This is a genomic window from Planktothricoides raciborskii GIHE-MW2 (assembly GCF_040564635.1).
In the GTDB taxonomy this organism is placed as follows: Bacteria; Cyanobacteriota; Cyanobacteriia; order Cyanobacteriales; family Laspinemataceae; genus Planktothricoides; species Planktothricoides raciborskii.
Genome location: NZ_CP159837.1, coordinates 5,184,853 through 5,211,747, shown reverse-complemented (window position 1 = coordinate 5,211,747; position 26,895 = coordinate 5,184,853). Strand labels below are relative to the sequence as shown.

At 42.6% G+C, this 26,895-nt stretch carries 20 protein-coding genes and 1 pseudogene; 12 read left to right on the top strand and 9 right to left on the bottom strand.

Translation table 11 applies throughout. The annotated features are described in order from the left end of the window. Window positions 1–112 precede the first annotated feature (112 nt). A pseudogene (locus tag ABWT76_RS22330) lies at window positions 113–247 on the bottom strand (DUF255 domain-containing protein); the annotation flags it as partial. 254 nt (window positions 248–501) lie between these two features. Between ABWT76_RS22330 and ABWT76_RS22325 the strand changes: the two are divergent. Genes ABWT76_RS22325 through ABWT76_RS22310 form a run of 4 tightly spaced genes read left to right on the top strand, consistent with a single transcriptional unit; the run spans window position 502 to window position 5,371 of the window. Beyond that, a complete protein-coding gene (locus ABWT76_RS22325) occupies window positions 502–2,547 on the top strand; it encodes a class I SAM-dependent DNA methyltransferase (RefSeq protein ID WP_190879532.1) in 2,046 nt (681 codons plus the stop codon). Next, window positions 2,547–3,464, top strand: coding sequence for a restriction endonuclease subunit S (locus ABWT76_RS22320; RefSeq protein ID WP_190879551.1), 918 nt, complete (start codon window positions 2,547–2,549; stop codon window positions 3,462–3,464). The genes ABWT76_RS22325 and ABWT76_RS22320 overlap by 1 nt, the downstream gene beginning before the upstream one ends. Then, the gene (locus tag ABWT76_RS22315) at window positions 3,446–4,657 is read left to right on the top strand and encodes an AAA family ATPase (protein WP_354634976.1); all 1,212 of its coding nucleotides are present in this window, start codon (window positions 3,446–3,448) and stop codon (window positions 4,655–4,657) included. The genes ABWT76_RS22320 and ABWT76_RS22315 overlap by 19 nt, the downstream gene beginning before the upstream one ends. Beyond that, complete coding sequence (locus ABWT76_RS22310; RefSeq protein ID WP_190879555.1) at window positions 4,658–5,371, top strand: retron system putative HNH endonuclease; 714 nt, start codon at window positions 4,658–4,660, stop codon at window positions 5,369–5,371. It abuts the gene before it with no gap. A 299-nt stretch (window positions 5,372–5,670) separates the two neighbouring features. Here the strand turns inward: ABWT76_RS22310 and ABWT76_RS22305 are convergent, their stop codons facing one another. Both ABWT76_RS22305 and hslO read right to left on the bottom strand, forming a co-directional pair. After that, window positions 5,671–7,869 carry a hypothetical protein gene (locus tag ABWT76_RS22305; protein WP_054468021.1) on the bottom strand — a complete coding sequence of 733 codons (2,199 nt, stop codon included), beginning with the start codon at window positions 7,867–7,869 and terminating at the stop codon, window positions 5,671–5,673. A 474-nt stretch (window positions 7,870–8,343) separates the two neighbouring features. Beyond that, a complete protein-coding gene (gene hslO, locus ABWT76_RS22300) occupies window positions 8,344–9,237 on the bottom strand; it encodes an Hsp33 family molecular chaperone HslO (RefSeq protein WP_054468023.1) in 894 nt (297 codons plus the stop codon). A gap of 227 nt (window positions 9,238–9,464) precedes the next feature. On the opposite strand from hslO, the gene ABWT76_RS22295 reads away from it, so the two are divergent. After that, window positions 9,465–9,851 (top strand): hypothetical protein, encoded by a 387-nt coding sequence (locus tag ABWT76_RS22295; RefSeq protein ID WP_054468088.1) that lies wholly within the window; start codon window positions 9,465–9,467, stop codon window positions 9,849–9,851. 358 nt (window positions 9,852–10,209) lie between these two features. On the opposite strand, the gene ABWT76_RS22290 is transcribed toward ABWT76_RS22295, so the two are convergent. After that, window positions 10,210–10,974 (bottom strand): class II aldolase/adducin family protein, encoded by a 765-nt coding sequence (locus ABWT76_RS22290; protein ID WP_054468026.1) that lies wholly within the window; start codon window positions 10,972–10,974, stop codon window positions 10,210–10,212. 337 nt (window positions 10,975–11,311) lie between these two features. Here ABWT76_RS22290 and ABWT76_RS22285 point away from each other — a divergent pair, with 337 nt between their 5' ends. Together ABWT76_RS22285 and ABWT76_RS22280 are read left to right on the top strand one after the other, a co-directional pair. Then, the gene (locus ABWT76_RS22285) at window positions 11,312–12,004 is read left to right on the top strand and encodes a hypothetical protein (protein ID WP_354634975.1); all 693 of its coding nucleotides are present in this window, start codon (window positions 11,312–11,314) and stop codon (window positions 12,002–12,004) included. A 492-nt stretch (window positions 12,005–12,496) separates the two neighbouring features. Beyond that, complete coding sequence (locus ABWT76_RS22280) at window positions 12,497–14,857, top strand: NACHT domain-containing NTPase (RefSeq protein ID WP_354634974.1); 2,361 nt, start codon at window positions 12,497–12,499, stop codon at window positions 14,855–14,857. A 14-nt stretch (window positions 14,858–14,871) separates the two neighbouring features. Here ABWT76_RS22280 and ABWT76_RS22275 read toward each other — a convergent pair whose 3' ends face one another. Next, window positions 14,872–16,776 (bottom strand): ATP-binding protein, encoded by a 1,905-nt coding sequence (locus tag ABWT76_RS22275; protein WP_354634973.1) that lies wholly within the window; start codon window positions 16,774–16,776, stop codon window positions 14,872–14,874. A gap of 223 nt (window positions 16,777–16,999) precedes the next feature. Between ABWT76_RS22275 and ABWT76_RS22270 the strand changes: the two genes are divergently transcribed. Next, complete coding sequence (locus ABWT76_RS22270) at window positions 17,000–18,520, top strand: hypothetical protein (RefSeq protein ID WP_054468031.1); 1,521 nt, start codon at window positions 17,000–17,002, stop codon at window positions 18,518–18,520. Between the two features lie 189 nt (window positions 18,521–18,709). Here ABWT76_RS22270 and ABWT76_RS22265 read toward each other — a convergent pair whose 3' ends face one another. Beyond that, entirely contained in the window at window positions 18,710–19,705 is a 996-nt protein-coding gene (locus ABWT76_RS22265) for a tetratricopeptide repeat protein (protein ID WP_054468033.1), read from the bottom strand. 966 nt (window positions 19,706–20,671) lie between these two features. Between ABWT76_RS22265 and ABWT76_RS22260 the strand changes: the two genes are divergently transcribed. Continuing rightward, window positions 20,672–21,385, top strand: coding sequence for a response regulator transcription factor (locus ABWT76_RS22260; protein WP_054468035.1), 714 nt, complete (start codon window positions 20,672–20,674; stop codon window positions 21,383–21,385). A 546-nt stretch (window positions 21,386–21,931) separates the two neighbouring features. Here ABWT76_RS22260 and hemG read toward each other — a convergent pair. Together hemG and ABWT76_RS22250 are read right to left on the bottom strand one after the other, a co-directional pair. Beyond that, window positions 21,932–23,404: a protoporphyrinogen oxidase gene (gene hemG / locus ABWT76_RS22255; protein WP_054468037.1), complete on the bottom strand. Its 1,473-nt coding sequence runs from the start codon at window positions 23,402–23,404 to the stop codon at window positions 21,932–21,934. A gap of 136 nt (window positions 23,405–23,540) precedes the next feature. Next, complete coding sequence (locus tag ABWT76_RS22250) at window positions 23,541–23,768, bottom strand: DUF2811 domain-containing protein (RefSeq protein ID WP_054468040.1); 228 nt, start codon at window positions 23,766–23,768, stop codon at window positions 23,541–23,543. Window positions 23,769–24,363: 595 nt separating this feature from the next. Here ABWT76_RS22250 and ABWT76_RS22245 point away from each other — a divergent pair. Further along, a complete protein-coding gene (locus ABWT76_RS22245) occupies window positions 24,364–24,531 on the top strand; it encodes a hypothetical protein (RefSeq protein ID WP_156331892.1) in 168 nt (55 codons plus the stop codon). On the opposite strand, the gene ABWT76_RS22240 is transcribed toward ABWT76_RS22245, so the two are convergent. Beyond that, complete coding sequence (locus tag ABWT76_RS22240; protein ID WP_054468091.1) at window positions 24,528–25,115, bottom strand: PAP/fibrillin family protein; 588 nt, start codon at window positions 25,113–25,115, stop codon at window positions 24,528–24,530. The two genes, ABWT76_RS22245 and ABWT76_RS22240, sit on opposite strands and share 4 nt — an antisense overlap. A gap of 205 nt (window positions 25,116–25,320) precedes the next feature. Between ABWT76_RS22240 and ABWT76_RS22235 the strand changes: the two genes are divergently transcribed. Continuing rightward, window positions 25,321–25,572 (top strand): DUF3134 domain-containing protein, encoded by a 252-nt coding sequence (locus ABWT76_RS22235; RefSeq protein ID WP_072160842.1) that lies wholly within the window; start codon window positions 25,321–25,323, stop codon window positions 25,570–25,572. 183 nt (window positions 25,573–25,755) lie between these two features. Then, complete coding sequence (mraY, locus tag ABWT76_RS22230; RefSeq protein ID WP_313890634.1) at window positions 25,756–26,868, top strand: phospho-N-acetylmuramoyl-pentapeptide-transferase; 1,113 nt, start codon at window positions 25,756–25,758, stop codon at window positions 26,866–26,868. Window positions 26,869–26,895: the final 27 nt, after the last annotated feature.

Sequence of the window (26,895 nt, the reverse complement as noted above, 5' to 3'; positions counted from 1 at the left end):
ATGATAAGAAGCAAAAATAAAGACCAATAACCCTGGTTTTTTTATCGGTGATGCCATCTCAGGGGAAAAGGAAATGTGCAGACATTGAATGAGAGCGGAATGCGTCGATTTGGATCGACAGAAAAATTGGTTTATTCTCTCGGCGAGCAGTTTCCAAGGCTTCTGGACACCAAGGCCACCAATCAATCGGATTTTCCGCGTGTTTGCGTAGGTAGAGGCTTTCGGTTTGGGCTAGATGATTGGTCATAAGTGGTTAGTTAAACTCGATTTGACTACGGTTTTCTGGTAGCAGTGTAACCCGAACTGGCAAGGTAAGGGGCGAAGTGTGGGGAAGTGAGAGGCAGGGGTGTGGAGGTGTGGGGAAAAGGCAGAAAATCTCCAGTTGGGCGATCGCGACTGTTCTGACCTGATAGAATTATAAGTCATGGAATTGTCAATTAATAAATCTCCTTCACTGTTTCCAGATGTAGGATATTCAAAATAATCAGCGAGGTTTAAGAGATGATCAAAGAACAAACAGCAGATCATCAACAAATTTCTAATTTAATCTGGCAAATTGCTGATTTATTGCGTGGTCTTTACCAACCTGCGGAATATGAACGGGTTATGCTACCAATGACGGTATTGCGCCGTTTTGACTCTACACTTGCAGCAAATAAACAAGAAGTTTTAGCCAAATATGAGCAATCCAAAAATCAATTACAAGATGACGCTATTGAATCAATGCGAAATCAAGCCGCAAGAGAAAAATTTCATAATTTTTCTGAACTGAATTGGGGAAAATTAAAAGCCGATCCGTATAATATCGCTCAAAATTTTATCAGCTATATTAATGGCTTTTCCAAAAATGTCCGCGATATTTTTGAACGCTTCGAGTTTGCGGCAGAAATTGAAAAGATGAACCAAGAGAAAATTCTCTACCTAGTCATCTCAAAGTTTGGCGATATTGATTTATCCCCCAACTCAGTAGATAAGCGGGTAATGGGGTTATTGTTTGAAGATTTAATTCGTCGTTTCTCTGAAGCTGCTAACAAAAAAGCAGGGCAAAACTTCACCCCACCAGAACTTAGCCGTTTAATGGTTGAGATTTTATTTGCTCCTGATGAGGAGATGCTCACGAAACCTCAAATTTATAAACTGTTTGACCCTACTTGTGGGACTGGGGGAATGTTAGCAGCAGCGCAAAATTATTTCCGAGAAAAAAATAAATTAGCAAAACTCGTAGTTTTTGGTCAGGAGGTTAATCCTCGCGCTTATGCGATCGCTGCTTGTGACTTATTAATCAAGGATACTCACCAGAGTTGTATTCAGTTTGGTGATTCTCTAACCGATGATAAATACCCGAATCAAACCTTTGATTATTTTATAGCCAGCCCTCCCTTAAAAATGAACTGGCAGAAACAGCAAAATGAAATAAAAGAAGAACATGAACAGCTAGGTTTTGATGGACGGTTTGGGGCTGGCTTACCCACAGTCTATGATAGTTCACTATTATTTTTACAGCATCAGATTAGTAAGTTTGCACCATATCAACCAGAAAATCATCAAAATAATTCTGGTCATGGTTCTCGTCTTGCTATATTATTGAACCAAACACCTTTATTTAGTGGAGGTGTGGGAGGAGGGGTCAGTAAAATTCGCAAATGGATTATAGAAAATGATTGGTTAGAAGCAATTATTGCTCTACCCGAACAGATGTTTTATCACACTGATATTGCCACTTATATTTGGATTGTCACGAACCGGAAACCGAAAGAACGTCAAGACAAAATTCAACTGATAGATGCTCGTCAACGTTGGCAAACCATCAGAGAAATTTTCGGAAATAAAAGCCGTTATTTTAGTGAAGAAAATATTGCCGATGTAGTCCGGGAATATGCGGAATTTGTGGAAACAGAAACCAGCAAAATTTTTGATCGTCGAGATTTTGGCTATAACCGGGTTCGGATTGAACGACCTCTGCGTTTAATGTATCAAATGGATCTCGATCGCCAAAGTCGTTTTCTGGATGCTGTTCCCCATTTACTAGATGATGTCCAGGCGATCGATCGCGAATTAGGGCGCGAACCGCGTTCTGACTGGAACCAAGTTAATCACTTAATCCAGGAATTATTAAAGCAGCGGAGTAGTCGTTGGAAAAAAGCGGAACGAAAGCTATTTAGAGATGTTTTTACAGAACGAGACCCACAGGCAAAACCTGTTATCTTAAAAGAACGCGAGGCAACGGGTGAACCGAAGGCCCGTGTTTGGGGCTGGTTTCCTGTACCCGGTCAAAATATACAACGAATGTACGAGGCTGACTCAAAGTTAAGAACTTTTGAAAAGATTAACTTAAAACAAGAAGTTTCCGATTATTTTTTGGCAGAATTGGCACCTAATCTAACTGATGCTTGGGTGGATCGGGCAAGTATCAGAATTGCCTATGAGATTAATTTTAATCGCTATTTTTACGACGGCACTCCCCCTCGTCCATTAGCGGAAATTGATGCAGATATTAAACAGATGGGAGAGAAGATGATTAGGTTATTGCAGGAGGTGACAGGGTAATGAATCTTCAGAATCACTCATTTTCCGAACCAAAAGCAAGCATTGCCGATGAACTAAACCAAGAAATGAGGAAAATCGATGAACTCATTCAAGTCAAACAACGATTATTAGAACTATTAGACGAAAAACGTCACGCCCTAATTACTCATGGGGTAACTCGTGGGGTAAATCCTCATGTTCCAATGGGTAATTCTGGGGTTGAATGGATCGGAGAAATTCCTCAACATTGGCAAGTCATCAAATTAAGGCGCTGTATTTTAACCATTGAACAAGGGAGGAGTTTAAAAGCCGATGAAAAAAAACCAGAACCTCAAGAATGGGGAGTTTTAAAACTGAATGCTGTTAATAGGGGAGAATTTGATGATTCCCAAGCTAAAACGATACCTATCTCTGTCAAAATTCCCACTTCATTAGAAATTAATCCCGGTGATTTTTTAATCACACGAGTTAATAAACCTGATGTAGGGGCGAAGCATGACCGGATAAAATCTTCGGTTTTACCCAATAATTCATCGGCGGTCATGCTTCGCCCTTACGGAGATGTTTGTTATGTTCATAAAACCAGACATAAGTTAGTTTTAAGTCACCTAATCTATCGTTTGAGATTAGATGAATCAAAGCTAGATGGGCAATTTTTGAGTTACTTTTTACAAAGTCATCTAGGGCGATTGCAAATTGATGCCGATGCCAGAGGAATCGATCCATCTATGGGTAAAATTTATTCAGAGCAAATTCTTGATTGGCTATTGCTTCTTCCACCACTCAAAGAGCAACAGTGTATAGTTGCTTACATAGAAACTAAACTAAATAAAATTAATTATTTTAAAATGGCAAATTATGATACAATTGAATTGTTAAAAGAACGTCGCACAGCAATTATGAAAATCAAGGAGTCACAATGGAAATTAATCGCCTAAGACTCAGGAATTTTCGAGGGTTTAAAGATGCAGAGTTTCACTTTAACCCTGGAATGAATCTAATCGTTGGTATCAACGGTGCAGGTAAATCTACTGTGCTTGATGCATTGAGTATTGCCTTTTCAAAGATATTACCTAAATTTACGGTTTCGGATTCTAAAGACAATCGCCTGAGTTTCACCGCTAATGATATTACGATTGGGTATAAAAAATTAGAGGTTGACGTTGATTTTCAAGCATCAGGAATACCTTTTGAATGTAATATCAGTGGTGGCAAAAGCTATAACTTGAAAATTAAACCGGATAGTAAGCATATTTTAGACACCATAAAAAACGAGAAGAATCAACCTCTTGTAGTTTATTTTGCCACCCAACGCTCAATTGTTACGCCAGGAGCATATAAAGAGAAAGATATGTATAATATGGCTTCAGGCGATCCATCTGCTGCTTTTCCTGAAGCACTGAAGCCTAGAAATCTACGTCTGACTGAATTTACTGATTGGTATTTAGCCCAAAACGCATTGTTAAACGAAAATTATTCACCGGCAAAACGAAGTATTGAGGCTTTAAATAAAGCCGTGACAAGTTTTTTAGATCAATTTACTAATTTGCGGGTTGTTGGTAAGTCAGATTTAGTCCTTGATAAAGATGGATTAACCCTAAATATTAATCAGCTTTCAGAGGGTGAACGAGGTATTTTAGCCTTGATACTCGATCTGGTAAAACGACTTTTACAGGCAAATCCTGATTTAGAAGATCCTCTAAAGGATGGAAAAGCTGTGGTGCTAATTGATGAGTTGGACTTACACTTGCATCCACGCTGGCAACGGATGGTTGTCAAAAAGTTAACAGATATTTTTCCCAGTTGCCAATTTATTGCTACCACTCATTCACCGCAAATTATTGGTGAAGTTGATCCAGGAAATATTATTCTTCTGGAAAAAGATCAAGCACCTTATCGTCCTGACCAGTCACTAGGTATGGATAGTAACTGGATCTTACGCTTCCTGATGGAAACTTCAGAGCGCGATCGCAATACTCAGGAACGGTTAGAGCATATTGAATCATTGATTCAGAATAGGAAATTTTCAGAAGCTAATCAAGAAATCAACAGCCTCCGTGAATTAGGCAACTTTGCTGAATTGGTACGGTTACAAACTCGCATTGATAGGATCAGCCGATTGGGTAAATAGATGAAATACATTCAGAAAGAACAAGAACCAGAAAAATTACGTTCCTGGTTTAATAGTCAATTCAAGGAAGATGGTAGTTGTCTTGGTTGTGACTATAGGGACAATTTACCAGGGGATGTCAAAAGGGATTTAAAGAATCACCTGCTCAAAGAACAAGGATTTCTGTGTTGCTACACAGGTATTTTAATTGACGCCGATCGCTCTCATGTTGAACATCTTAAACCTTACGCCCTTTGTCGATATGAGAAAAAGTATGAAGATGTGAGCTATTTCAACCTCTTAGCCGCCTACCCAGGGCCAGATTATGAATATACGGATAGTCATAAAAAAGGGAAAAATAAAAATAAAAAATGTCCTTTTGGAGCGCAAGCGAAAGATGAATGGTATGATCTTGACAATTTTGTGACTCCGCTAAATCAGGACTGTGAAACTAGGTTGACATTTTATGAAGATGGGACAATTGTCGCTACAGATAATCAAGATACTGCGGCAAAAACGACTATTGAAAAGTTAGCTTTGGATCATAAACAACTTACAGATTTACGTAAAGCAGCAATTGATGAGGTATTTTTTTCGCCAGATATTGAATTAGATGAATTAGACTTTATAGCAATTGCTGATGGTGGATATTCGGTTAAAGATGGAGAGGGTAAATACCCTGAGTTTTGCTTTGTAATTGAGCAAGTTGCCAAACAATTGATCGACAGAGTTTAGAAAAAAACTTACTTACAATTTCTCTGTCATAGGACTTACGCAACGACTCTATATCCGGCGAATTGGTGCGTTACTGCTCGGAACAACACCCTACAGATAGCGTTTATGCGTAAGTCCTGTGTCAATTTTACGACCGTGACAGATTTAAATAATTGGTTAAATAACTGGCTGGAAAAATTTAATAGTCAGAGGAAATATGAGAATAAAAAGTGCCTATTTGTAAAATTAAAATATTGAGCCAGAAACCCTGTTTCTGGCCTAGAAACGAGCCACATCAACACTGAACCCAAACCACAATTTTATCGAGTCACAGGCTCAATAAAGGGCTCCAAAGGTTGATTCGTTCCCTGAGAGTTTGAGGGAATATTTTCCCCCGATGGAGGCTGATTGTTTGCCGGAGAATTTTGATTATTCCCTTCGGGAACAGGGGTTTTAGGTGGCGGAGCAACAATGCGTTTCCAGTCTTCAACTTGACGCTGCACTACTTGATAATTAGCGGCATAAAATGGAATCGTTTGGGCAATATCAATGGCGCGAAGCAAATCGTACTGAGCCTCATCTTGGGCCATATTATAAAGTTGCGTACTCCATTCATTGATAGAATTATCCGCTTGGGAGCGTAAAGGACTGACCATTGAGACTTGATTGATGGTTTCAATAGCTTTGAGTAAGGTGGCTGGATTGGTGGCACCATTAGCCATCAGGTTTGCTTGTTGAATACTTTCTTGATCGCGGATTTCGGTTTTCCAAGCAAAAATGGCTGATTGCGCTTCTTGATATAAAATTCTGCCCGGAGAAATTTTTTCCGCTTGGGCGATCGCCAGTTGTAAATTGCCAGCCTTAGCCAACTTCCAAGCCTGATCTAACACCGGCTGATCTTCTTGGCGCTGAATTTCGCCGCGCCATGCGTCGATTTTGTCTTGGGCTTCTTGGTAAAGTTCTCGTCCGGGACGGATTTGTTGCGCGGTATCAATGGCCGCTTGTAAGGAGAGGCGATCGCCAAATTTGGCTAAATCTTGGGCTTGCATTAAAAACGGACGATCTTCTTGTACCTCAATCAGATTTTGCCAGCGATTGATATTATCTTGGGCTTCATCCCAATAGCTGTTACTGCGTCCGACTAATTGGGCTTGGGAAATCGCCATGCGTAAATCTTGGGCAGAACCCAGTTGTGCCTGTTGCCGCGCTTTTTCCAAATAAGCTAAATCCTGAATATCTTGCTGCCAGGTCATAATCAGCCGCTGGGCTTCTGCATACATAGGCCGACCTGCCCCAATTTGTTGGGCTTTAGATATCGCATCTTGAATCGCGCTTAAGGTGCCTCGGTCAGCCAGAGATTTTGCCCTGGTCAAATCCACAAAATCCACCGCCTCATTTTTCAGGGGACTATCAGCGGGAATTTGCCGCGCAATATAGATCGCATCTTGCCAATCTTGGCGCTCCAGACTGGCTTTGGCCATTTCCATCATTTGTTCGGCAAACTTATTTTTCAACGAACGCGCCGCTTTATAAAGTTTACTTTTCTCGTCAAAAGTCCCGACGATGCGTACCGCTTCTAACAGGTTTTTAATTTCACCCGTATCTGCCAAATCTCTGGCTTTATCCAAAGTTTTCGCCGATTCTCTGGTGGTTTCAATTAACGTAAATAGGGCATCAAATTGCTTGGTTTGCCAGTAGCGATTTTCCACAAATTGCAGCTTTTGGGCGGCAAAAAAAGCATCGCGCCACTTTTCTTTTTCCATCGCCTCTTCCGCTGCTTTGTAGTAGTCTTTGGCTTCTTGCCAAATAGACTCCCATTTTTTAATCCGTTCATCTACTAAACTAGCCGCAGAGGTATCGCGGGGAATTTGTCTAGCGGTGGAGATCGCCTCAGTAATGTCACCGGCATGAAAACTTTCTTCCGCCAGATCCAATAATTGTTCTGCCCAAGTTTCAATATTTTGGTCAATTTGCTTCCGCAGAGGATGATCTTTGGGCAAATCGGAAGCGATCGCGATCGCCTCTAATAACCCGTTAATAGTTTTTTGATTCGCCAACTGTCCCGCACAATATAACTGCTCCGACGCGGAAGGCTTAAACCAGAAAAAATGATAATTACAAGTCGGTGTATCGGGCAACTTGAGCAACATCATCAAAGATCCGGCGCCGAGTCCCCCAGACACCGCCATAGTAACCAATATCCAAATTTCCCAGCGCTTTAACAATCGCACCGCCCACTCCATCGGCTGATGAGAGGATTGTTTCAACTCACGAGAACGGCGATCCACAATTTGATGATCGGAATTCCAGTTTTGGGATTTTGACAATCGGCTATCCCGTGGGTTCTCATTAAATTCAGACTGAAGTTTCAAACTCCCATCGGTAGCTGAAGCCCCCACCGAGGAGCCAAAGGCTGAGGGCAAGGGCTCCAAAGAACGGCTCAAGAACTGCTCTTTAGCGTCTGAGTCGGAACCCTGAGATGGATGCCAACGATCTGGAATTTCGCGATTTCTAGTCATACCTACCCACAAATAGTCTTCTAGCCGTCTTGGAGTCGCTTTGAGCAAAAGTGTTCTCAACGACTTTACCGCAATTTTTGATCTGAAATTGTTTTTTATTGACTGATTACAAACCGATGAATATAAGTTTGCCTGGGGAAACTGGTGAAATTATAGACATTTTCCGTGCGATCGGCATCACCCTGGGCTGGAACCACCCCCTCCCGCCTCATGTCTGCTCTAATCGCCCGATTGGTGAATTGGATTGGTGGATATTGTAGCGGATTTAATATTTTTATTGTTTCATCAGCAGTCGATTCCCTCGCCCTCCGCAAGCGGATCGCCCCTGTCGGGAAACACCCAGCCGAAAACTTTAGATTTGATTAATTTTTTCCTAGAGTTACACAGACAACTGAATCCGAGAAGGGGCAATTGATTCATTGCCCCAGGGCGATCGAGCCGCCAACGGTTACACCTGATTTAAATCGTCCGCAATTAACCTTCTCGGCGCAACTCGACAATTAACTCAGCCAACTGCTCCGCACTCGCGGTATAAACTTCGTTACAAAAGTGACAAATGGCTTCAGCCCCATCATCTTTCTCAATCATATCTTGGAGTTCAGCCGCTCCCAACATTTTCAATGCCCCTAACATCCGTTCTGAAGAACAACCGCAATGAAATCTCACCAGTTGTCTTTCTGGGAGAATCGATAAACCCATATCTCCAAGCAGTTGGTGCAAAATATCCGGCAAAGTTTTTCCCGCTTTCAACAACGGTGTAAAACCTTGGAGAGCTTCAACCCGCGACGCTAAAGTTTCCACCAGAGCTTCATCGGTAGCGGCTTTAGGCATAATCTGTAACAGTAAACCCCCAGAGGCGGTGACACCTTCAGCGCCCACAAACACCCCTAACATCAACGCCGAGGGAGTTTGTTCTGAGGTGACGAGATAATGGGTAATATCTTCGCCAATTTCCCCGGACACCAATTCTACGGTACTGGAATAGGGATAACCATAGCCGACATCTCGCACCACATAAAGATAACCCTGACCCACTGCCCCACCGACATCCAATTTCCCCTTGGCATTTGGCGGCAGTTCCACCTGTGGGTTGTCCACGTAACCCCGCACCGTGCCATCTAAACCGGCATCGACTAAGAGGCCACCGAGCGGCCCATCCCCTTTGATCCGAATATTGACCCGCGATTCTGAACGCTTCATACTCGAAACCAACAGCAGTCCCGCAGACATACTCCGACCCAGGGCGGCGGTGGCTACATAAGACAACTGGTGGCGTTTTCGGGCTTCTTCGGTCAATCGGGTGGTAATCACCCCCACGGCACGAATGCCACCATCCGCAGCGGTGGCACGAATTAACTGATCCGCCATAATAAACCTTACATTTCTTAACACCTCATTACATTATTTTACGTTGCGACGCTCGCGAACCGCTAGAAAAATTACTTCCGCAGAAAAATTGGTGGCGCGTTGATCTAGGGATTTGCTGTTGCGCTGCTTCGCTTCGCCCCTGTTCCTCTGTAGCCTAGAACAAATTCTCCTGGGATGTTTTACAATCGGGAAAACGTCCACCCGCAGTGATTCAACCCCACGGAAAAATGCTAGGAAATTTTCAACAAAGTAATCTCCGCATCGAAATTGATGCCTCAGCCACCGCCATTCGCGATAGCTTATTGCGATCGGATCATTTGCAACAGTGGCTTTGGCCACAACAGCTTTCCCCCGGCATTGCCGAACAGTTGCATCCCGGACTCACTTTTACCACCGCGATCGGGCCTGTCACCATTCAACATCAAGTCAAAATCGTCCAATCTAATTGTCTCCGCTTAATCCTCAGCCAGGGGATTGATGGCTTTCACCAGTGGTACTGGGGGGATGGCTGGGTACAATCCAACCTAGAAGGAATCTCTCTACTCCCCCTTAATTTGGGACAAACCCTAACTTTAGTTAGACTGCGAGAATTTTTAAACCGTCAAGAAACATGAAGGGATGAGGAGCAGAGGAGCCCGCCATCGGCAGGGGGGCAGGAGAGCAGGCTCAGGGTAAGAGGTGTAGCCCTTCGGCAGGCTCAGGGTAAGAGGTGTAGCCCTTCGGCAGGCTCAGGGTAAGAGGTGTAGGGGAAGAGTGAATAGTGAATAGTGAATAGTGAATAGTGAATAGTGAATAGTGAATAGTGATATTTATGCATAACTTTTCACTTGTACGGGCGAATGGCCATTCGCCCGTACAAAAGTGGTAGGGGCGAATGGCCATTCGCCCCTACCACTTTTCACTTTCTTCCCGATGGCGGCCGATGGCGGCCGATGGCGGCCCCAACCAACAATCAACAACCAACAAAAAATATCAATCCAATAAATCCGGCTGTTCCCGAACAATTTTTTCATAGAGGGACTGAAAGCCAAACCAGCCCATATAATGAGTGCCCACTTGACTAAAAGTTAAACGAGCCACTTCTGGAGAAATCAAGACAGGTTTACCCACTGCCTCGGCCATTAACTGAGCATGACAAGAACGCTCCATTGTAATAAACCACCAAGCCGCTTCATCCACAGAATGACCCACGGTCAGTAAGCCATGATTTCTTAAAATAATTGCTTTTTTTTCCCCTAAAGTTTTTGCCAGACGTTGACCTTCTTTCAGATCGAGAACCACTCCAGTATAGTCATCAAACAAGGCATGATCTTGATAGAAAGCACAAGCATCTTGAGTCAGGGGATCGAGTAAACGTCCCAAGGTTGACCAAGTTTTGCCATAGAGGGAATGGGAATGTGCAGCGGCAATTACATCAGGACGGGCTTGGTGAATTTGCGAGTGAATCGCAAATGCCGCCGCATTCACCAACTTATTACCATGAACTACCTCACCTTTGTGATTGACTAGCAATAAATTAGAAACGCGAATATGACCAAAATACATCCCGAATGGGTTGACCCAAAAATGATCCGTTAATTCCGGGTCACGGGCTGTAATATGTCCGGCGACTCCTTCATCAAATCCATAATGAGCAAACAGACGCAGGGCTGCGGCTAAACGTTGTTTTAGATGTAATCGCCGATCTTCAACGCGATCGCACGTCGGCGGTTGGGGTAGTCCGGGTTGAATAGACATCGCTTGTGAAGAAGTAAGTTGACAAAATTTACGATCTTAAGTTAGCGTATAAACTAATATTCTTTACAAAAGTTAACATATTATTTACCTATTGGTATGATTAGCGCCGAAATAGCGATCGCTTTTTCCAAGGATTAAACTGTCTGAATTAACTAACGCTATTACCATAATTCTATTGATAATTGTATTAATAATTCTATTAATGATATTGATTAAAATTTAAAAATTTAAAAATAGACTTTTTTTAAAATAAAAAGTGATTTGATCAAACCATAAATCTAAAGTGAAGTCGATTGTTTGCCCATATTTAGTTTTTAAAAATTAGTTAAAGACAGCCATGAAAGACCAATATAGTCAGTCAAACCACCGCCCGACACAGTTAAACTTATCTGGGTATAAAGCGTCCGAAAACATCCTCATATCTCCTTTTATTGAGGATAATGGCCGGTTAACTTATCGACCTGAGTGCAAATCTCCAGATTTTTTTGCCCAGTCTACGTTTGAAATCGACCTGTTTGGCGATCGCGTCATTGTAGACCATTTCGTCCTCATGTTTTCCGACCAAGACTCCCTGAAAAACTATGGGAATGCTTTGGTAGATCGGGGAGCGAAAATCAGCGAAGGGCCGGGAAAATGGCCTGATGATTTTTGTGCAGAGGCCGAACCTTTTCCCCCTGAATTAGCCATGTATTTTCTCTCGGCGGTCTTTCCCTGTGGGGGAATCATCGTCTTACTAGCCCCGAATTCACCGGAGGATCAAAATCAGCAGTTTCTGAAACAGAGAGGGGTCAATGGAGTGCCTCATATCGCCATTCGGGTTGATGACATGGATCGAGCCGTGGAAAAATGGCGAAATAAAGGCTTTATTCCCTTATCAACTCACCCACAAAATGATGGATCTTTATGTCAGTGGTTTGTCAGAAATTGGGCGGGTCAGATTATTGAGCTAATCGATCGCCGGAACCATGGACAGGAAACTTTTTCCTGTGAGAATATTCGAGGCTTAAGACTGTCAGAAGTGCAAACATAAGTCTCAAAAAAATTTGCCTTCTTGTGGGCTCTGGTAAGTTTTTCTTTGTCACCCTTGCTCCGACTGCCCTCGGACTCCCCTCCGACTCCCCTCCGACTTAGCAAGAGTTGGCATTCACCATATTTCGCGAGATTGGGCAAAATTTAGCTCGGATTTATAACGATTTGTAACGATTTGTTTTTTTTTGTAATTTTTGGCCAAAATGCTGAATAGAGTGAGAAAATTGCGCTCTTGCGATCGCCGACGGCATCTTCTCCCTAGATGACAACTTAGCGATGAAAAATGTAGGCTCCGGTTCAGATTAAAATGATTGGTAATAATTTAGTCTGTTTTTTTAAGCGCAATTCTGAAATTTTCCCTAGACCGATAATTTAAAGTCGCGATCAATTCAAAACGTCCAGCTAGAGATATCCCTGACAATTTGGGAAAATTAAAGTGATCATATTGGCATAAAAATAAAATCACGACCGAAACAATAATAGGAACCAAATTATGATGAAATTTCAGACATTAAAAACCTCACACAAAGGAAATAAAAAAGCAAAAAAATCTTTTTTGCGTAAAGATTTTACCGAAATAAATCTCGCAGTTCAAATTGGATTTAATCATCGTGATTCTATCGAAAAATTTTTCCAAGGTAAATCTATTGAATCCTATATTTTTAAAGAAATTTGCTTACGCCTTGATTTAAAATGGCAAGAAATTGCCGAACTAGATGAGGAAGACCTAAGCAATTACAGCAATCGCATCAATAAGCTAGTTGAACAATTGAGAAGAATCGTCCATACAACCATTACAAAATTATGCGGTAAAACGCATTTTTTAGATTGTTCAAAATCCATCGGTTTGCATGAGCTTTACACTAAAGTTCATATTTTAGAGAAAAATCCGCGCCAACCCTCTTTAGACATGGCTGAATGTGCCCATAAATTGACCCTAGAAAACTTCGATTACTTCGGACTAGGGCATATATCTGAACCGAGAGTATTAGGATTAAAAGCCGTTGAGCGTTATCCCAAAGTCATGGTATTGGGAAAACCTGGATCGGGGAAAAGTACATTTTTAAAATATCTAGCAATGCAATGTAATGCGGGTCATTTTAATTCCCATCTAGTGCCGATTTTTATCCCAATGAAAGAGTTTGCTCAAGTACAAGAACGACTCAGCTTAATAGAATATATTACCCAGGTTTATGCTCCCAATACCGAGGCAGAAATAGAATTTATTCCGGCTCTAGAAGAACTGATGTCTCGTGGGCGAGTGATGATTTTATTGGATGGAATTGATGAAGTCCCAGAGACATCTCAGCAGCGAATCCTCAGACAACTTAGAGAGTTTACGGAAAAGTTTAGTTTGAATCAATTTGCGATCGCCTGCCGGATGGCACTGCCAGAATATGTTTTAGAAAATTTCATTCAAATTCAAGTTGCCGATTTAGACATTAAACAGATTGTTACCTTTATCCGCAAATGGTTTCACGCCAAAACCGACATAAATGTGGATTTTTTGATCGAGAAAATACGAGAAAATCCCGCCATTCAAACCTTAGCCAGGAATCCCCTACTCCTGACCCTCTTATGCTTAGTTTTTGAACAGACCGCAGAGTTTCCTGAGACTCAAATTCAATTGTATGAACAGGGAATGCAAATCCTCTTGAATCAATGGGATGAGGAAAAATCTTTAGCCGGGGACGAAATCTATCGCCACTTATCCTTAAAGACTAAACAAGATTTACTAGATAAAATAGCCCTGAGAATTTGTTTGTGGGGAGAATACTTTGTCCAAAAGTCAGATTTAGTTCAGTATATTCTGGAATCGATGAACCAGTTAACTGAACCAGAGACAAATCTAGAGACATCACCCAAAGATAGTGAGGCAATTTTAAAATCTATTGAAGTTCAACATGGATTATTGGTCGAAAGAACACCGGGCATTTACTCGTTTTATCATCCCACATTTCAACAGTATTTTACGGCAAGAGCGATTGTCAAGTCGCAACATCCTGAAAGTTTATTAGGATTGGTTAACTCGGTGACTCAACCGATTTGGCGAGAAGTGTTCTTACTGACGAATGAGATGATGACCAATAGCGATGAACTACTGCGATTAATGAAAATTAAAATCGATCGCCTCATCGCTAGAGATGAAAAACTACAGGCATTTTTGACCTGGGCTTATCAAAAATCTTTATCTGTCCCTAGTAGTTTTAAACCTGCCGCAGTTCGAGGGTTTTATTTAGCGCTATTTCCCCAACTCAACCAGAATCGAAGTGACCTTGACCTTGACCTTCGGCTCACTCTAGGGTGCGACCCTGGTTTTGATTTAGCGGTTGAACGGTTTCTGCACCTGGACTATCTTTTAGTTCTTACTTTAGCTCGCGCATTAGCCCCCACTTTAACTCGTGATTTAGCTTTGACCTTGGCTTATGTTCAAGCGCGTCTTCGAGTGTTAGCTTTTGATTTTGCCATCAATCCTGAATTTGAAAAGTCTTTGGCGAAGCTGAGACAAGACCTCACCCAGTCCGATGAACAGATTAAAAGCACAATGGAAGATTGGGATATTAATCCTCATGCTTGGACTGAGCGATTAAAAATGGCCAGAAAGTGGTGGCAAACAAATCGTCTCGCTTGGACTGATCGCTTAAAACAGGTGATGGCAGAATATCGCGATCTTGGCCATGATTGGCAGTTTACTTATCATCAAGAGCAATTACTGAAGCAATATTATTATGGCAATCAGTTATTGATTGATTGCTTAAACCGGGCGACTTACGTTTCCAGTGATTTGCGGCAAGAGATCGAAGCTACTTTGTTGTTACCGATCGCAGAAATTGAAACATGGACAACGGATTAACCCAGATCCTCCGTTTAGAGGCGATCGCCTCCGTCAGACTGGGAATAATGAATCGGGAAAGTCATCATAAATTCTGTGCCGATATCTGGATCGGACTGACAAGAAATCTGACCATGATGCTGTTGCATCACTTGATAAGCGATCGCCAATCCTAATCCGGTTCCCGAACCCACTGGCTTAGTGGTGAAAAAAGGATCAAACATATGCTGTTGAATTTCTATGGGAATCACCGGCCCATTATTTTTAACTCTTACCGTCACTAAGTCCGCTGAACTCATTTCGGTGCGAATCGTAATTTGTTTAGGTTCTAAACTGGGATCGGATTTTAAGGCATCAATGGCATTATTGAGCAAATTAAACCACACTTGGTTGAGTTGGGCGGGATAACATTCCACTGGCATCAATTCACCATATTCTTTAATCACAGTGATTTTATTATCCAGTCGATTTTTTAAAATTAATAAAGTGCTTTCAATTCCTTGGTGTAAGTCCACCTCTTTTAATTCAGCTTCATCCAGCCGAGAAAAGTTTCGCAAAGAAATGACCAACTCTCGAATGCGATTGCTGCCATGTTTCATAGAAGTGATTAGCTGCGGTAAGTCTTCTTCAATAAATTCTAGTTCAATTTGCTCTAATTTGGCGGCAATATTTGGAGTTAATCCAGGATAATTTTCTTGATATAAATGAATTAACTCTAGCAAAAATTTGGTATATTCTTCGGTATAAAATAAATTCCCATAAATAAAATTAATGGGATTGTTAATTTCATGGGCAATGCCGCCAACTAAATTTCCTAGGCTGGCCATTTTTTCTTTTTGAATTAACTTAATTTGCGCCAATTGTAATTCACCAAAAGCTTGATTTAACTCTTCGTTTTTGGTTTTTAACATTTCTTCAGAACGGCGGAGATTTTCCTCGACTCTTTTCCGATCATCAATTTCATTTAATATTTTTTGATTTGTTTTCTTTAATTGATGATGGGTTTTTATATAATCGATGATTAATCCGGCTAAGGGAACTAGGTAAGCAATAATCTTTAAAAAGTGACCAATATTAAAATCATTATCAAACAAAGCCTTTGAACCAAAAGCCATGTGTATTTGAGTGGCGGCATTAGGAATGGTACTAACGCTCAAAGAATGAGCAAAAACACTGGGATACCTTTGGTAAAACTTTGGGTAAACCAGTAAACCGGCTAAAATAAACGTTATTAAAGGAGCCACATCCCAAGGTCTAGTAATCAAGGAATCAGGAAATATCGTTTCCGGCAGAGTATGACTGGTAGCACTAATTTTAATCATCTGATAGGCGATTAAACCAAAAATTAAGCTAGTGATAATGACTACGGTGATATTCCCCTGCCACTTTTCTGACTTAAAAAACAGAAAAATACTCACCCCAATGATAGTGAGTAAAGCGTTGAACATTCGGCAAATTGCCCAAGTAAAGGGAATTAGGTTATGATTATCCGCAGCCGCACTAATTAACCGATCTGCCGCTAATGTATGAAAAGCATCCATGATTCCGGCACATAATAGGGCTATACCAATGACCAGAGTGGTTGTCTCGCGCTTAATCGTAAAGTGGGCAAATGCTAAAATTGTGGTGAATATCGCTGCACAAAATGCACTCCACTCTAGGATGGTATGGGTAAAACTTCCGGCTAAAGTCTGATGGAGTTGATCGTCAAGAATACGAGGATCGAGATTAGCTGCTGCCGCAAAATCTAAGGCATATTGAGATGAGGCAAAATCTACCCCCAAGAGATTCATTAAGAATGGCAAAACGCAAATTAAGGAGACGATCGCAGTTAATTGGGGGGGTAGTTTAAAATTGCTTGATGATCGCTTGCCTATAAATTTTCCGGGATTCAATATCGGCATCGATTTAACCAGTTGTACTAAATTAATATTTTTCATTTGCTAAAATAATTTATCCAATAGATGTAATATTTTTATGCTCTAACCAAATAAATAAATCTCTATGTTAATCTGGGCTGAAAAAATTTACCAAATTCTCTTGATAAGCAGATTTTGATTGAACCCAGGCGCGGATTTTAATCATATTTTAATCATATTTTTTCGATTGATGCTATGCTGTTAGAGTAAATAAGCATTTTAGGATAACTAGGCTTTGGTGTAAATGTCAAGTTCTAACTCAAGTTTAAATTGGATTTACCAAAAATTTCGCGAACCGCTAGATCGCCTTGCATTTGTGTTGATCGGTATTTTAACGGTCTTGCTGATTGCTCTGCTGATCGCTGGCAACCAGACAGCCCCACGGGTCAGACATTTTAGCTGGCAGCAGCAACAAGTTGGTAGTGATGACCGAGCATTTATTTTGACATTTAGCCGTCCGATGAATCATGGCAGTGTTGAAGAAAATTTGCGAATTGACCCCTTGTTAACCGGAAAAATTAGCTGGGCGGGGAGAAGAATGGCTTATACTTTAACCCAACCAATTCCTTATGGTCAAAACTTTAAATTACAACTCCAAGCAGCCAGGGATTTATTTGCAAAACCAGGGGACATTGAGTCGTTAAGTGAACCGTTTATTGGTACTTTTTGTAGTCGCGATCGCGCTTTTGTCTATTTGGGAGCAAGTCCAGAAGAACAAGGCCAATTAGTTCTTTATAACCTAACCAAACAAGAAACCAGAATTTTAACCCCCAAAGACCTGGTAGTGATGGATTATAAAATCTATCCCCAGGGCGATCGCATTTTATTTTCCGCCCTTCCTCGATCAGAGGGCGGAAATGCTCGATCAAATGCCAGTATCTATCAGGTAAAAACAGGCATTTCCCTAGAGTGTTCTAGTCAAAACGATTCAACTACCCCCCCTAACAGTATTGAACTGCTCAAACCGGAACAAATCTTAGATAGCGATCAGTATCAAAATCTCCGGTTTGAGTTGTCAGCCGATGGCAAAACGATTCTAGTCAATCGGATTAACCTGCAAAATCCATCTGATTCGGGTCTGTGGATCATTCGAGAAGGAAGAAAACCACAGCCATTAGGGAATCAGCCCGGAGGCAATTTTTTATTCACCCCAGATAGCAAAACCGTGGCAATTTTACAGGGTCAAGGAGTGGCAATTTTACCCTTAGAGCCAAACAGTGAGCCGTTAGATTTTATCCCCAAGTTTGAAATGTTATTTGATTTTACTCGCGATGGTACAGCGGCAGCAATGGGAACTTTTAACCGAGATCCCAAAAAATCGACAAGATCGCTATTTTTCTTCACAAACCAAGGGGTAGAAACAGAACTTTTCCGCACCGAAGGCTCTATTTTAGATGCTAAATTTGACCCCACCAATCAAATTCTCTATTGCCTGATCACTAAGCTAATCGAAGAAGAAGAAGAATATCGGGAAGAACCATTAATTGCCGCCCTAAATATTGAAACTAAAAAACTCACACCCTTAGTGTTGCTACCCAATCAGCGCAATATACAAATGAGTTTGTCTCCCGATGGCCTCGGTTTGTTGTTTGATCAAGAAAGCCAAAATCGGAGTTCGGCTCCCACATCGGCAGATCCAACCCAGAGCAATAGTCGTTTGTGGCTCATCCCTTTAGATATTAATGCTTTAATCAAAGAAGATGTGCCACAAATTGAACCCCAACTCTTACCTTTTGTGGGGATTCGCCCTCAGTGGTTGCCCTGAATATCTCAGAAAAAGCGTCAGAAAAAGCGCTTTTGCAGAGGAGATGAATGTTGACGGCTAAGTCTCGATTCTCTCTCCTCTTTGATCGGCGCTTTGATCGGCGCTGGCTTGAAAGCTGTCCCTAACTTGAACCGTGACTTGAACCGTCACTTGAACCGTGACTCGATCAAGAATCAAGCAATCTGGGGTTTAACGATTGCGTAAGGCCGCAAGTCTTTGTCTCGCTTTCGTATGGTTAGGAGTAATTCTTAAGGCTTGATCGTAAGATTGCATCGCCTCTTCGTACTTTTCTAGTAATTCTAAGGCGACCCCTCGGTTATACCAAGCACTAGCAGGTCCTGTGTTGATTCCCCATTCCCCCTGACTGGCTAAGGCACGATCGTAAGCTTCAACGGCTTTTTCTAAATTAGTTTTCGCCCCTTCCGGGTTTTCTGCTTGCAAGAAACTGTTGCCTTGTTGCAAAAATGCCGTAGCCAGATTAAACCAAGCCAGGGCAAATTGATCGTTAAGTTTTGTGGCTTGTTCAAAAGCGGCGATCGCCTCATCCCGCTTGTCCAAAGACCAAAGCACTGAACCGAGGTTAATAGCGACATTGGCTTGATTAAATTGCCCCCAATTTTGATTGATTTCCAATGCCTTCTGGAAATCCGCTAAAGACTCTTCATATCTTTCCGCTTGTTTATAAATTAACCCCCGTGTAAATAAAGCCATAGAAGAATTGCCATTAATGTTCAAGGCTTGATTCACCGCCGCGATCGCCTGGTCGTACTGTTGCATCTCTTGTAAAACCCTACCACAGCCAATCCAAGCATCCGAGTTATTCCGATCGAGGGCGATCGCCCGGGCATAAGCGGTGAGGGCTTGGGGATATTGTTTGATCGTCAGTAAATATTGACCTTGACTGATCCAGGCGGAAACATTTTCACCGCCCTCACGGAGTAATTCTGGCTGATTAATCTCGGTCTGTGGCACACAAATTTCAGCCACTGTGGTGGCATCTGATGTCTCTGCTGAATTATTTTCTTCCGTGACAGTGGGGGTTTCTGGAGTAGAATTTTCTTGGGCGATCGCCTCATCTAAAGAAGCCGCCCTTCCGAGGGAATTCTCCACTGCCAAACCGGGAAAACCCCACGCGATCGTCAGCATCACCGCACTTAGACTTAAGCTTTTCCAATTTTTTGGCATCCGTTTAATCTCCCAAAATTATACGTTTTGCTTTACTTATCTTACCAATTTAATCATGGGATTATCGGAAAAACTATGGCGTTTCTGGCGGTTCCATAATTCGGATATTCCTCACCCAAGTCATTATTTATCGGAGTTGTTACTGCCGTCAACAGGGGATTCTTAGTACAAGAAACATGATTTGATTCTTCGACTCTTGCTAAATAATAATTATCAGACTTTTCGGAACTGAATATGTTTCTTGATTCATCCCCAGAGTCAAATTTTCACCCCTGAATAATCCTGAGACAAATCAAGCGATCGCATCCGCAGACGGATCGTGTTGATCCCCCCGCCAGCATTAACCCTAGACAGCTTTCGGTAATCATCGACTTTGCTCTACGGATCACCCTTGGTGCGTTACCGGGGCTGAATTCTGCTCAAACGTTCAGTCAGTATGTCGTGCAGCAAACAGGCACCCCACCGCTGGATCGATGGTGGGGCATGACGGACACCCTAGGATTTTTGGCAGTTAATTCACCGGATCATCGATCTCTGTGGCCATCCGAACTACTTTTTCCCTGGAGAAATATTAAATATCAACACAAATGTTATAAATTATTAAGATCAATCTACCGATTCAGAGCCGCACAAGTTGCTCCACAGAATTCTCGTGATTGGTGAACCTTCCGTAACTGTTCGAGCCTCAACCTCGGATATCCTGGTCTATATGGAGGCAAAAGGCACGGATGTATTGTATTGTAAAATATATTTACCGATATCTTATAAAATATTTTCGACTTTGGCCTTAACCTCTAAGTTGTCAACTTAGTTTGTACAATACTTAAGTATATGAAATCGGATTGCGATCAGCCTCACGCTGAAAAGCCAACCCCCGTTACTGACCCAGCGCCATGTATGATATGGATTCTGGTGTTAAGCTGACTGATTATATCTCCCCCAGTAAAAAGAGTAATCGTTGTAGCCATGGCTTCTGCCAATACACCTGCCAAAATTCTTGTTGTTGATGATGAACCCGCCATCCGGAATTTAATCCATCGCTTTTTAAGTAAAGAGTATCAGATGGAATCCGCCGAAGATGGTAACACCGCGATCGCTAAGTTTGAGTTATTGAATCCAGATTTAGTCATTCTGGATGTCAATTTGCCAGACACCACTGGCTATGAACTTTGTAAAGAAATGCAAAGTCGCACCAATGTCTTTGTCTTGATGTTAACCAGTCGAGGAGATGAAGCGGATAAAATCAAAGGGTTTTCCCTCGGTGCTGACGATTACATCACCAAGCCTTTTAGTTTGGTGGAATTAGGAGCCAGAGTCAAAGCGATTTTGAAGCGTCCGCGAATAGAAACATCCTCATCGATTTCCCAAAACTTAGAATTTGGTGAATTAAAGATTAATCCCGTCAAGCGGGAAGTCGCCCTTAGGGAGAAATTAGTGTCTTTTACAGCCCTAGAGTTTGATTTACTGCATTTTCTCGCCAGTCATCCCAATCGGGTTTGGCGACGCAGTGAACTGCTGCAAAAAGTCTGGCAATATGACTATGTAGGAGATCAACGGGTTGTGGACGTTCATATTGGCCAAATTCGGCGCAAGGTTGACCCGAATGGTTCCCGGATTAAAACAGTCCGGGGGGTGGGCTATAAATTTATCCCAGACGAATTGGGCGAGGAACAAGCTTAATTAGAAATGCAAGGGAATTAGGCGAAAAACCAGGGAAACTTACTCAAGTTTTAAAATTAAACATTGAAAAAAACTCGAGACACACAATGAATTTTTCTGGCCATAGAAATTTTAACCATAATTAACAATCTTTTGCCTAATATCTTTTGCCTAATATCTTTTGCCTAATATCTTTTGCCCAATATCTTTTGCCTAATATCTTTTGCCTAATATCTTTTGCCTAATATCTTTTGCCTAATATCTTTTGCCCAATATCTTTTGCCTAATATCTTTTGCCTAATATCTTTTAGTCAATATCTTTTGTTCAATACAATAGATAGTCATAGACAATTATGGCAAAATTATAAAAGGCAGAGTAGCCCTCGATCGGGGGGTTGGGGGAATCGAAACAGGTATTTTGTAAGAGGTCTAGTGAACATTGAACATTGAACATTGAACATTGAACATTGAACATTGAACATTGATAAAAATGTGCATAGGGAATGAATTTAAATTCATTCCCTATGATTTTTATTCGGTGAAAGCGGTGAAAGCAGGCGAAATTAATTAGCCTTGATCTAAATATTTCACCACGTCAGCGGCACATTCTTGGCCACGGCGAATACAGTCGCCTACGGCAACCCCATCCGTATAGTTGCCACATAAAAATAATCCAGGCCGTTGTTGCAAAGAGTGATGAATTTGTGCCAGGTTTTGATGATGGCCGAGGGGATATTGGGGAATTGCCCGCTTCCATAAATGCACCGCCAGGACTTTCGGTGGGATGTCCTGTTTGAGCAGGGTTTTTTGCAGATCTCTGTGTACGATTTGGACGATTTCTTCTTGGCTTAACTGAGCGATCGCCAGATCCGTGGTGCCACCGATAAAATTAAGCAATAAGCGCCATCCAGCGGGAGCGCGATTGGGAAATAAACTCGAAGACCAGATCGTACCCAAGGTGCGTATTCCTTGACCTCTGGGGATTAAGTTGCCAAAACCCGATGATACACTGGTTTTAAAGGCGCTTTCAGGATAGCCTAAGACCACGCAAGCGACCGCTGGATAAGGAATTTTGGCTAACCCTTGACTCGCCACTGGGCAAAGATTGGCTAACAAGTCAGCGGAGACATAGCTGGGGGTGGTCAGAACCATACTGCGAGTTTCAATTCTGGCTGGACCTTGGGGGGTGGAAAATTCGGCCAGATAAGTTTGGTGTTCTGTGGGTTTAATTTGGATTAAATGCCAGCCTAACTTGACTACATCGCCCAATTGAGCCGCGATCGCCTTGGGTAAAGCTTCCAGACCTTGACGAAATGAAGCTAATTCCCCGCGCTGGACTTTGGGCAGACTCGGATCCACCGTCTTTTTCGCTCTCCCATTTTTCGCTAAAGATAAAATCGCCCCAGCCGCCAGTCCACCGCCGATATCGGCCATTTTAGTGACTTTCCCAAAAGCGGCGCTGGCACTGAGTTGATTGGGATCTCCCGCATAGACTCCAGACACAAAGGGCTGTACCAGACGTTCCAAGACTTCCTGCCCCAGGTGACGACCAAAGAACTGGGCTACGGTTTCTTCATCCCCTTGGGCGGATAGGGTGGCACCGATAGCGGGAGGCACAAAACCCAAAGCCCCGGCGATCGCGCGTAACTTACCCCAATCGCTGAGTAACTTCGTCTGAAAAAATGCTGGCGGACTCATCGGCACTGGGATTAACTCTCCCTGTAAATAAACATACCGAGGAAGACGACGGTCAGCCAGCACCAACTCATCTTTTAATCCCACATCCACCGCCAACTTGAGAAACTCAGGGGTTGGTAAGCAACTATTGGGACCTTCTTCCCAGAGAAATCCGTCTTGCGATTGTGTAACAATGCGCCCCCCTACCCTTTCTTGACTTTCTGTCAATAAAATCTGCCCTGATTGGCGACCGCGCTTGCGGTCTTGCTGAAGTGCTTGGGCGAGACTAAGACCCGTAATCCCTGCACCGACGATTAAGGTATCAAGGGTAGTAGATGGATTGGCTAAATCGGTGGAATTCATCTTTGATGAGCAGTTAATAAGGATGAGCAGTTAATTTTTATCTTTAAGGATCTGTTTAAGGATCTTTTTAGATCATCAGATCATCGATTTTAGATGAAAACCTGCGCGTCCTCGGTGCTCAAAACAAAAATAATCTTTAAGTTTGATGTTCAAACAAAGTTTCCAGATAAACTCTGGCGGCATTGTGGTAGCAGCGCGATGCTTCAGGGGTTCCACTGTGGCTATTTTGCAGTAAAAATAGCGACAAAGCAGCGGCAAACAGCCGGTCTTGATCCCAATCAGGATGTGTTTCTAAGTATCCAGTTAGGGATTCGTGTAATGTTTCTGGAATTTCTGCCAGGATGCTAACGCATGGAGTTTTCATCTCTTTTCCTTCCGATTTTGGTGGTCAAGTGTCAGTGGTTGAGCCCGTTCTTGTTCACCATTCACTGCATCAACTGCATCATTGATGCTGGAGAGTAGCGGCTTGTCAGTTGACAAACATTACTTTTTATGGTTCTAGGTAGACGGGTGATTCCAGAGATAATTTTTGGGGTCAGTGGATACATTGTCTGCGATCAGGGGGTGGAATTGTCAATGATACAAACTGTTACAACTTGACGTTTTCCCCGGACTGCCCAACGAGAGAATCAGGGTTATCAGGCAATTTTTGTTACATAACTTCATAAATTTCGCCTGATTTTTCGTGGTGAGGTCAAGGAAACAGAAATCCCCAACTCAACGGCAATCTGAAACTTTCTCGCGGTGGCCTGTGGAAAAGCTTGTTTAATCTGTGGAAAACTGTGGTTATGTTGTGGAAACTCATGTGGAATCTTTGGGGAAAACTTGGCCGAAAAGATAAGAATTACAAATTTTATTTTCAGGCTGATTAGCTTATCTTTATATATGATCCGTAATCAAGAATTGGTAAACTGACGATCAAAAATATTGCAGAACCGTAATGAACCCTCGCGGCAGTCTTGACTTACCCCAAAACCTGTCTCTATATCTGCGTGGGGCAATCGAGCGATCGCCCCACCAGTATCGGTTTGATGGCTAACTTGATGGCTAAAATTTGCCTAATTAGGTTGGGCATGACTGCCGTCACCTTCAAGGCTGTTAACGACCAGAAAAAATTAATCGGTTAAACTTTGGTTAAAACAAAGACATTTCCCTCGTTCCCCCGTCCGATGCGGAGGTCTCGATCTAAATAGGTGATTTCCACCCAACCTTGACGGGTAGAATTAATCTGAAAATCAATGGCTTTATATTTATAGCTTTGACCAGCGGCGATCTCGTCAATTAATTGCGCCGGTGACTGATAACCAATCAAACCCTGAAACCCAGTAATGTTGCGTTCAAATTTGACCTGAACCCGCGTGGAAGATTCCGGCGTAAATCGAGCGCTGACACAGACGATCGCCGCTAGGTAGGGCAAGCCATCGAGTTCGGCAATATTGTAAATTTTGGCCTCTTTGCTGCGGACACATTGATAAATATTGCCCAATTTGGCTAAAGGCAAACGGTCAATATTTAACAGTTCCCGACTGGTGGTGTAAACCAGTCGCCAATCCCCGTCAAGAAGATCCAGTCGTTGCACAGGTCGGGGGTGGGGATTGCTTAACTCTAACTGGGAAATCGCCGTTTGGATGGCTTCTTTTTGAGCGGTCGTCGCTTGTAAACCCCGATTTTTATCGGCGATCGCCTCTAACAAGGCTCGTTTGCGACTCATCAGCATCTCTAAATTAACCTGTACCATTTGTTTTCATGGGAATAACTGAATGGGTGAAAGTCGGATTGTTTTGGCAATCTCCGCTATCATAATCCATGATAGTTGAAATCCCTATCGGGATTTACCATAGACAACTCCCACTGCCTCCCAAGGGCTGATGGTTGTCTCCAATTCACCCCTTTAGTTATTAGTATTAGGCCTTAAGATGTCTGAGCTATCTGAAATCCGTAACCCTTCTCTGACTGAAAAACCGCGCTATGAAATCGCGGATGTCATTCCTTTGCAGTATGAAACTTCCATCCTAGAATGGCTGGAAAGAAGTGGTCGAATGCTTGATAGAACCAACGACAATGATGAGCTACTGCTCGACTCCGAAGAAGAAATTGCTGAACTGATTGAAAATGACGGTAAATACGATGATGATGACGATGATGACCTCCTGGTAGATGATGATTAAGCCATCATCAACGATTCGCCGTCAGCTTTTGCCTTTGAGCTTTCATTTGTCATTAGCTGAAGAGGATTAGCTTTCAGCTAATCGCTCTCGTGTTAATCGCTTTCGGTGCGATCGCCCTATAGCTGGTTTATCGGTTATTTCTTTGACCGATGCGATCGCCATATACCGATGAAATTGTGAGGAGTGACTTCAAAACCTGTGAACGCTAAATTCTTATCCATTAAATCACTGGGACTCTCTGGAACCTATTTGTTCCTGATACTGACCCTAAGTTTGAGTATCGCTGCCCTGATATTAGATAGAACTGGGGGTAGAATACCTTCGAATCTGCAATTCTCTCTCACCTTACCCCTCCTGGTTAGTGCTTTGTTGACCGCAGTTTTAGGCTATTGGGTTGTGCCATTACTGCGCCAACTCAAAGCTGGGCAAGTGATTCGTGAAGATGGCCCACAAACACATTTAAAAAAAGGTGGCACGCCGACCATGGGAGGCGTGTTTTTTATTCCCGTCGGCGCACTGGTTGCCGTGGTGTTGTCAGGGTTTTCTCCCCTCGTCCTGGGCGTGGCAGTCTTAACCTTGGGTTATGGGGCGATCGGCTGGTTGGATGACTGGCAAATTCTGCTGAAAAAGTCCAACAAAGGTATTTCCCCCCGGATGAAACTGGGATTACAAATTGCCTTAGCGGTAATGTTTTGTTTATGGTTGGCGGTAACTCAACCAGCCAGTCTGACCAATATCGCCCTGCCTTTTGGCCAAGTTCTGCGCTTAGGTTGGTTATTTTGGCCTTTGGCCGCATTTGTCCTAGCCGCTGAAAGTAATTCCACTAACTTGACCGATGGGTTGGATGGACTAATGGCCGGAACTGGGGCGATCGCCTTCTTTGGTTTGGGGGTAGTGGTCGCACCCAATTTTCCTGATTTAATGGTCTTTTGTGCCGCCATGAGTGGCAGTTGCCTGGGTTTCTTGCTATACAACCGCAACCCAGCCCAAGTATTTATGGGTGACACAGGTTCTCTTGCCCTCGGCGGCGCCTTGGCAGGGGTGGCACTGCTCAGTAATACCCTTTGGTCTTTATTTTTAATTAGCGGCATTTTCTTTGTCGAAGCCCTCTCAGTGATCGCCCAAGTTGGCTATTATAAAGCCACAAAAGGCCCCGATGGAGTGGGTAAACGTCTCTTGAAAATGGCTCCGATTCACCATCATTTAGAACTCAGTGGTTGGTCAGAAATTCAAGTAGTCGGCATCTTTTATTTGATCAATGCGCTGCTAGTCTTTCTCAGTCTGGTGATTCGTTAATTACCATAAGTACCATTCGCTTTCAGC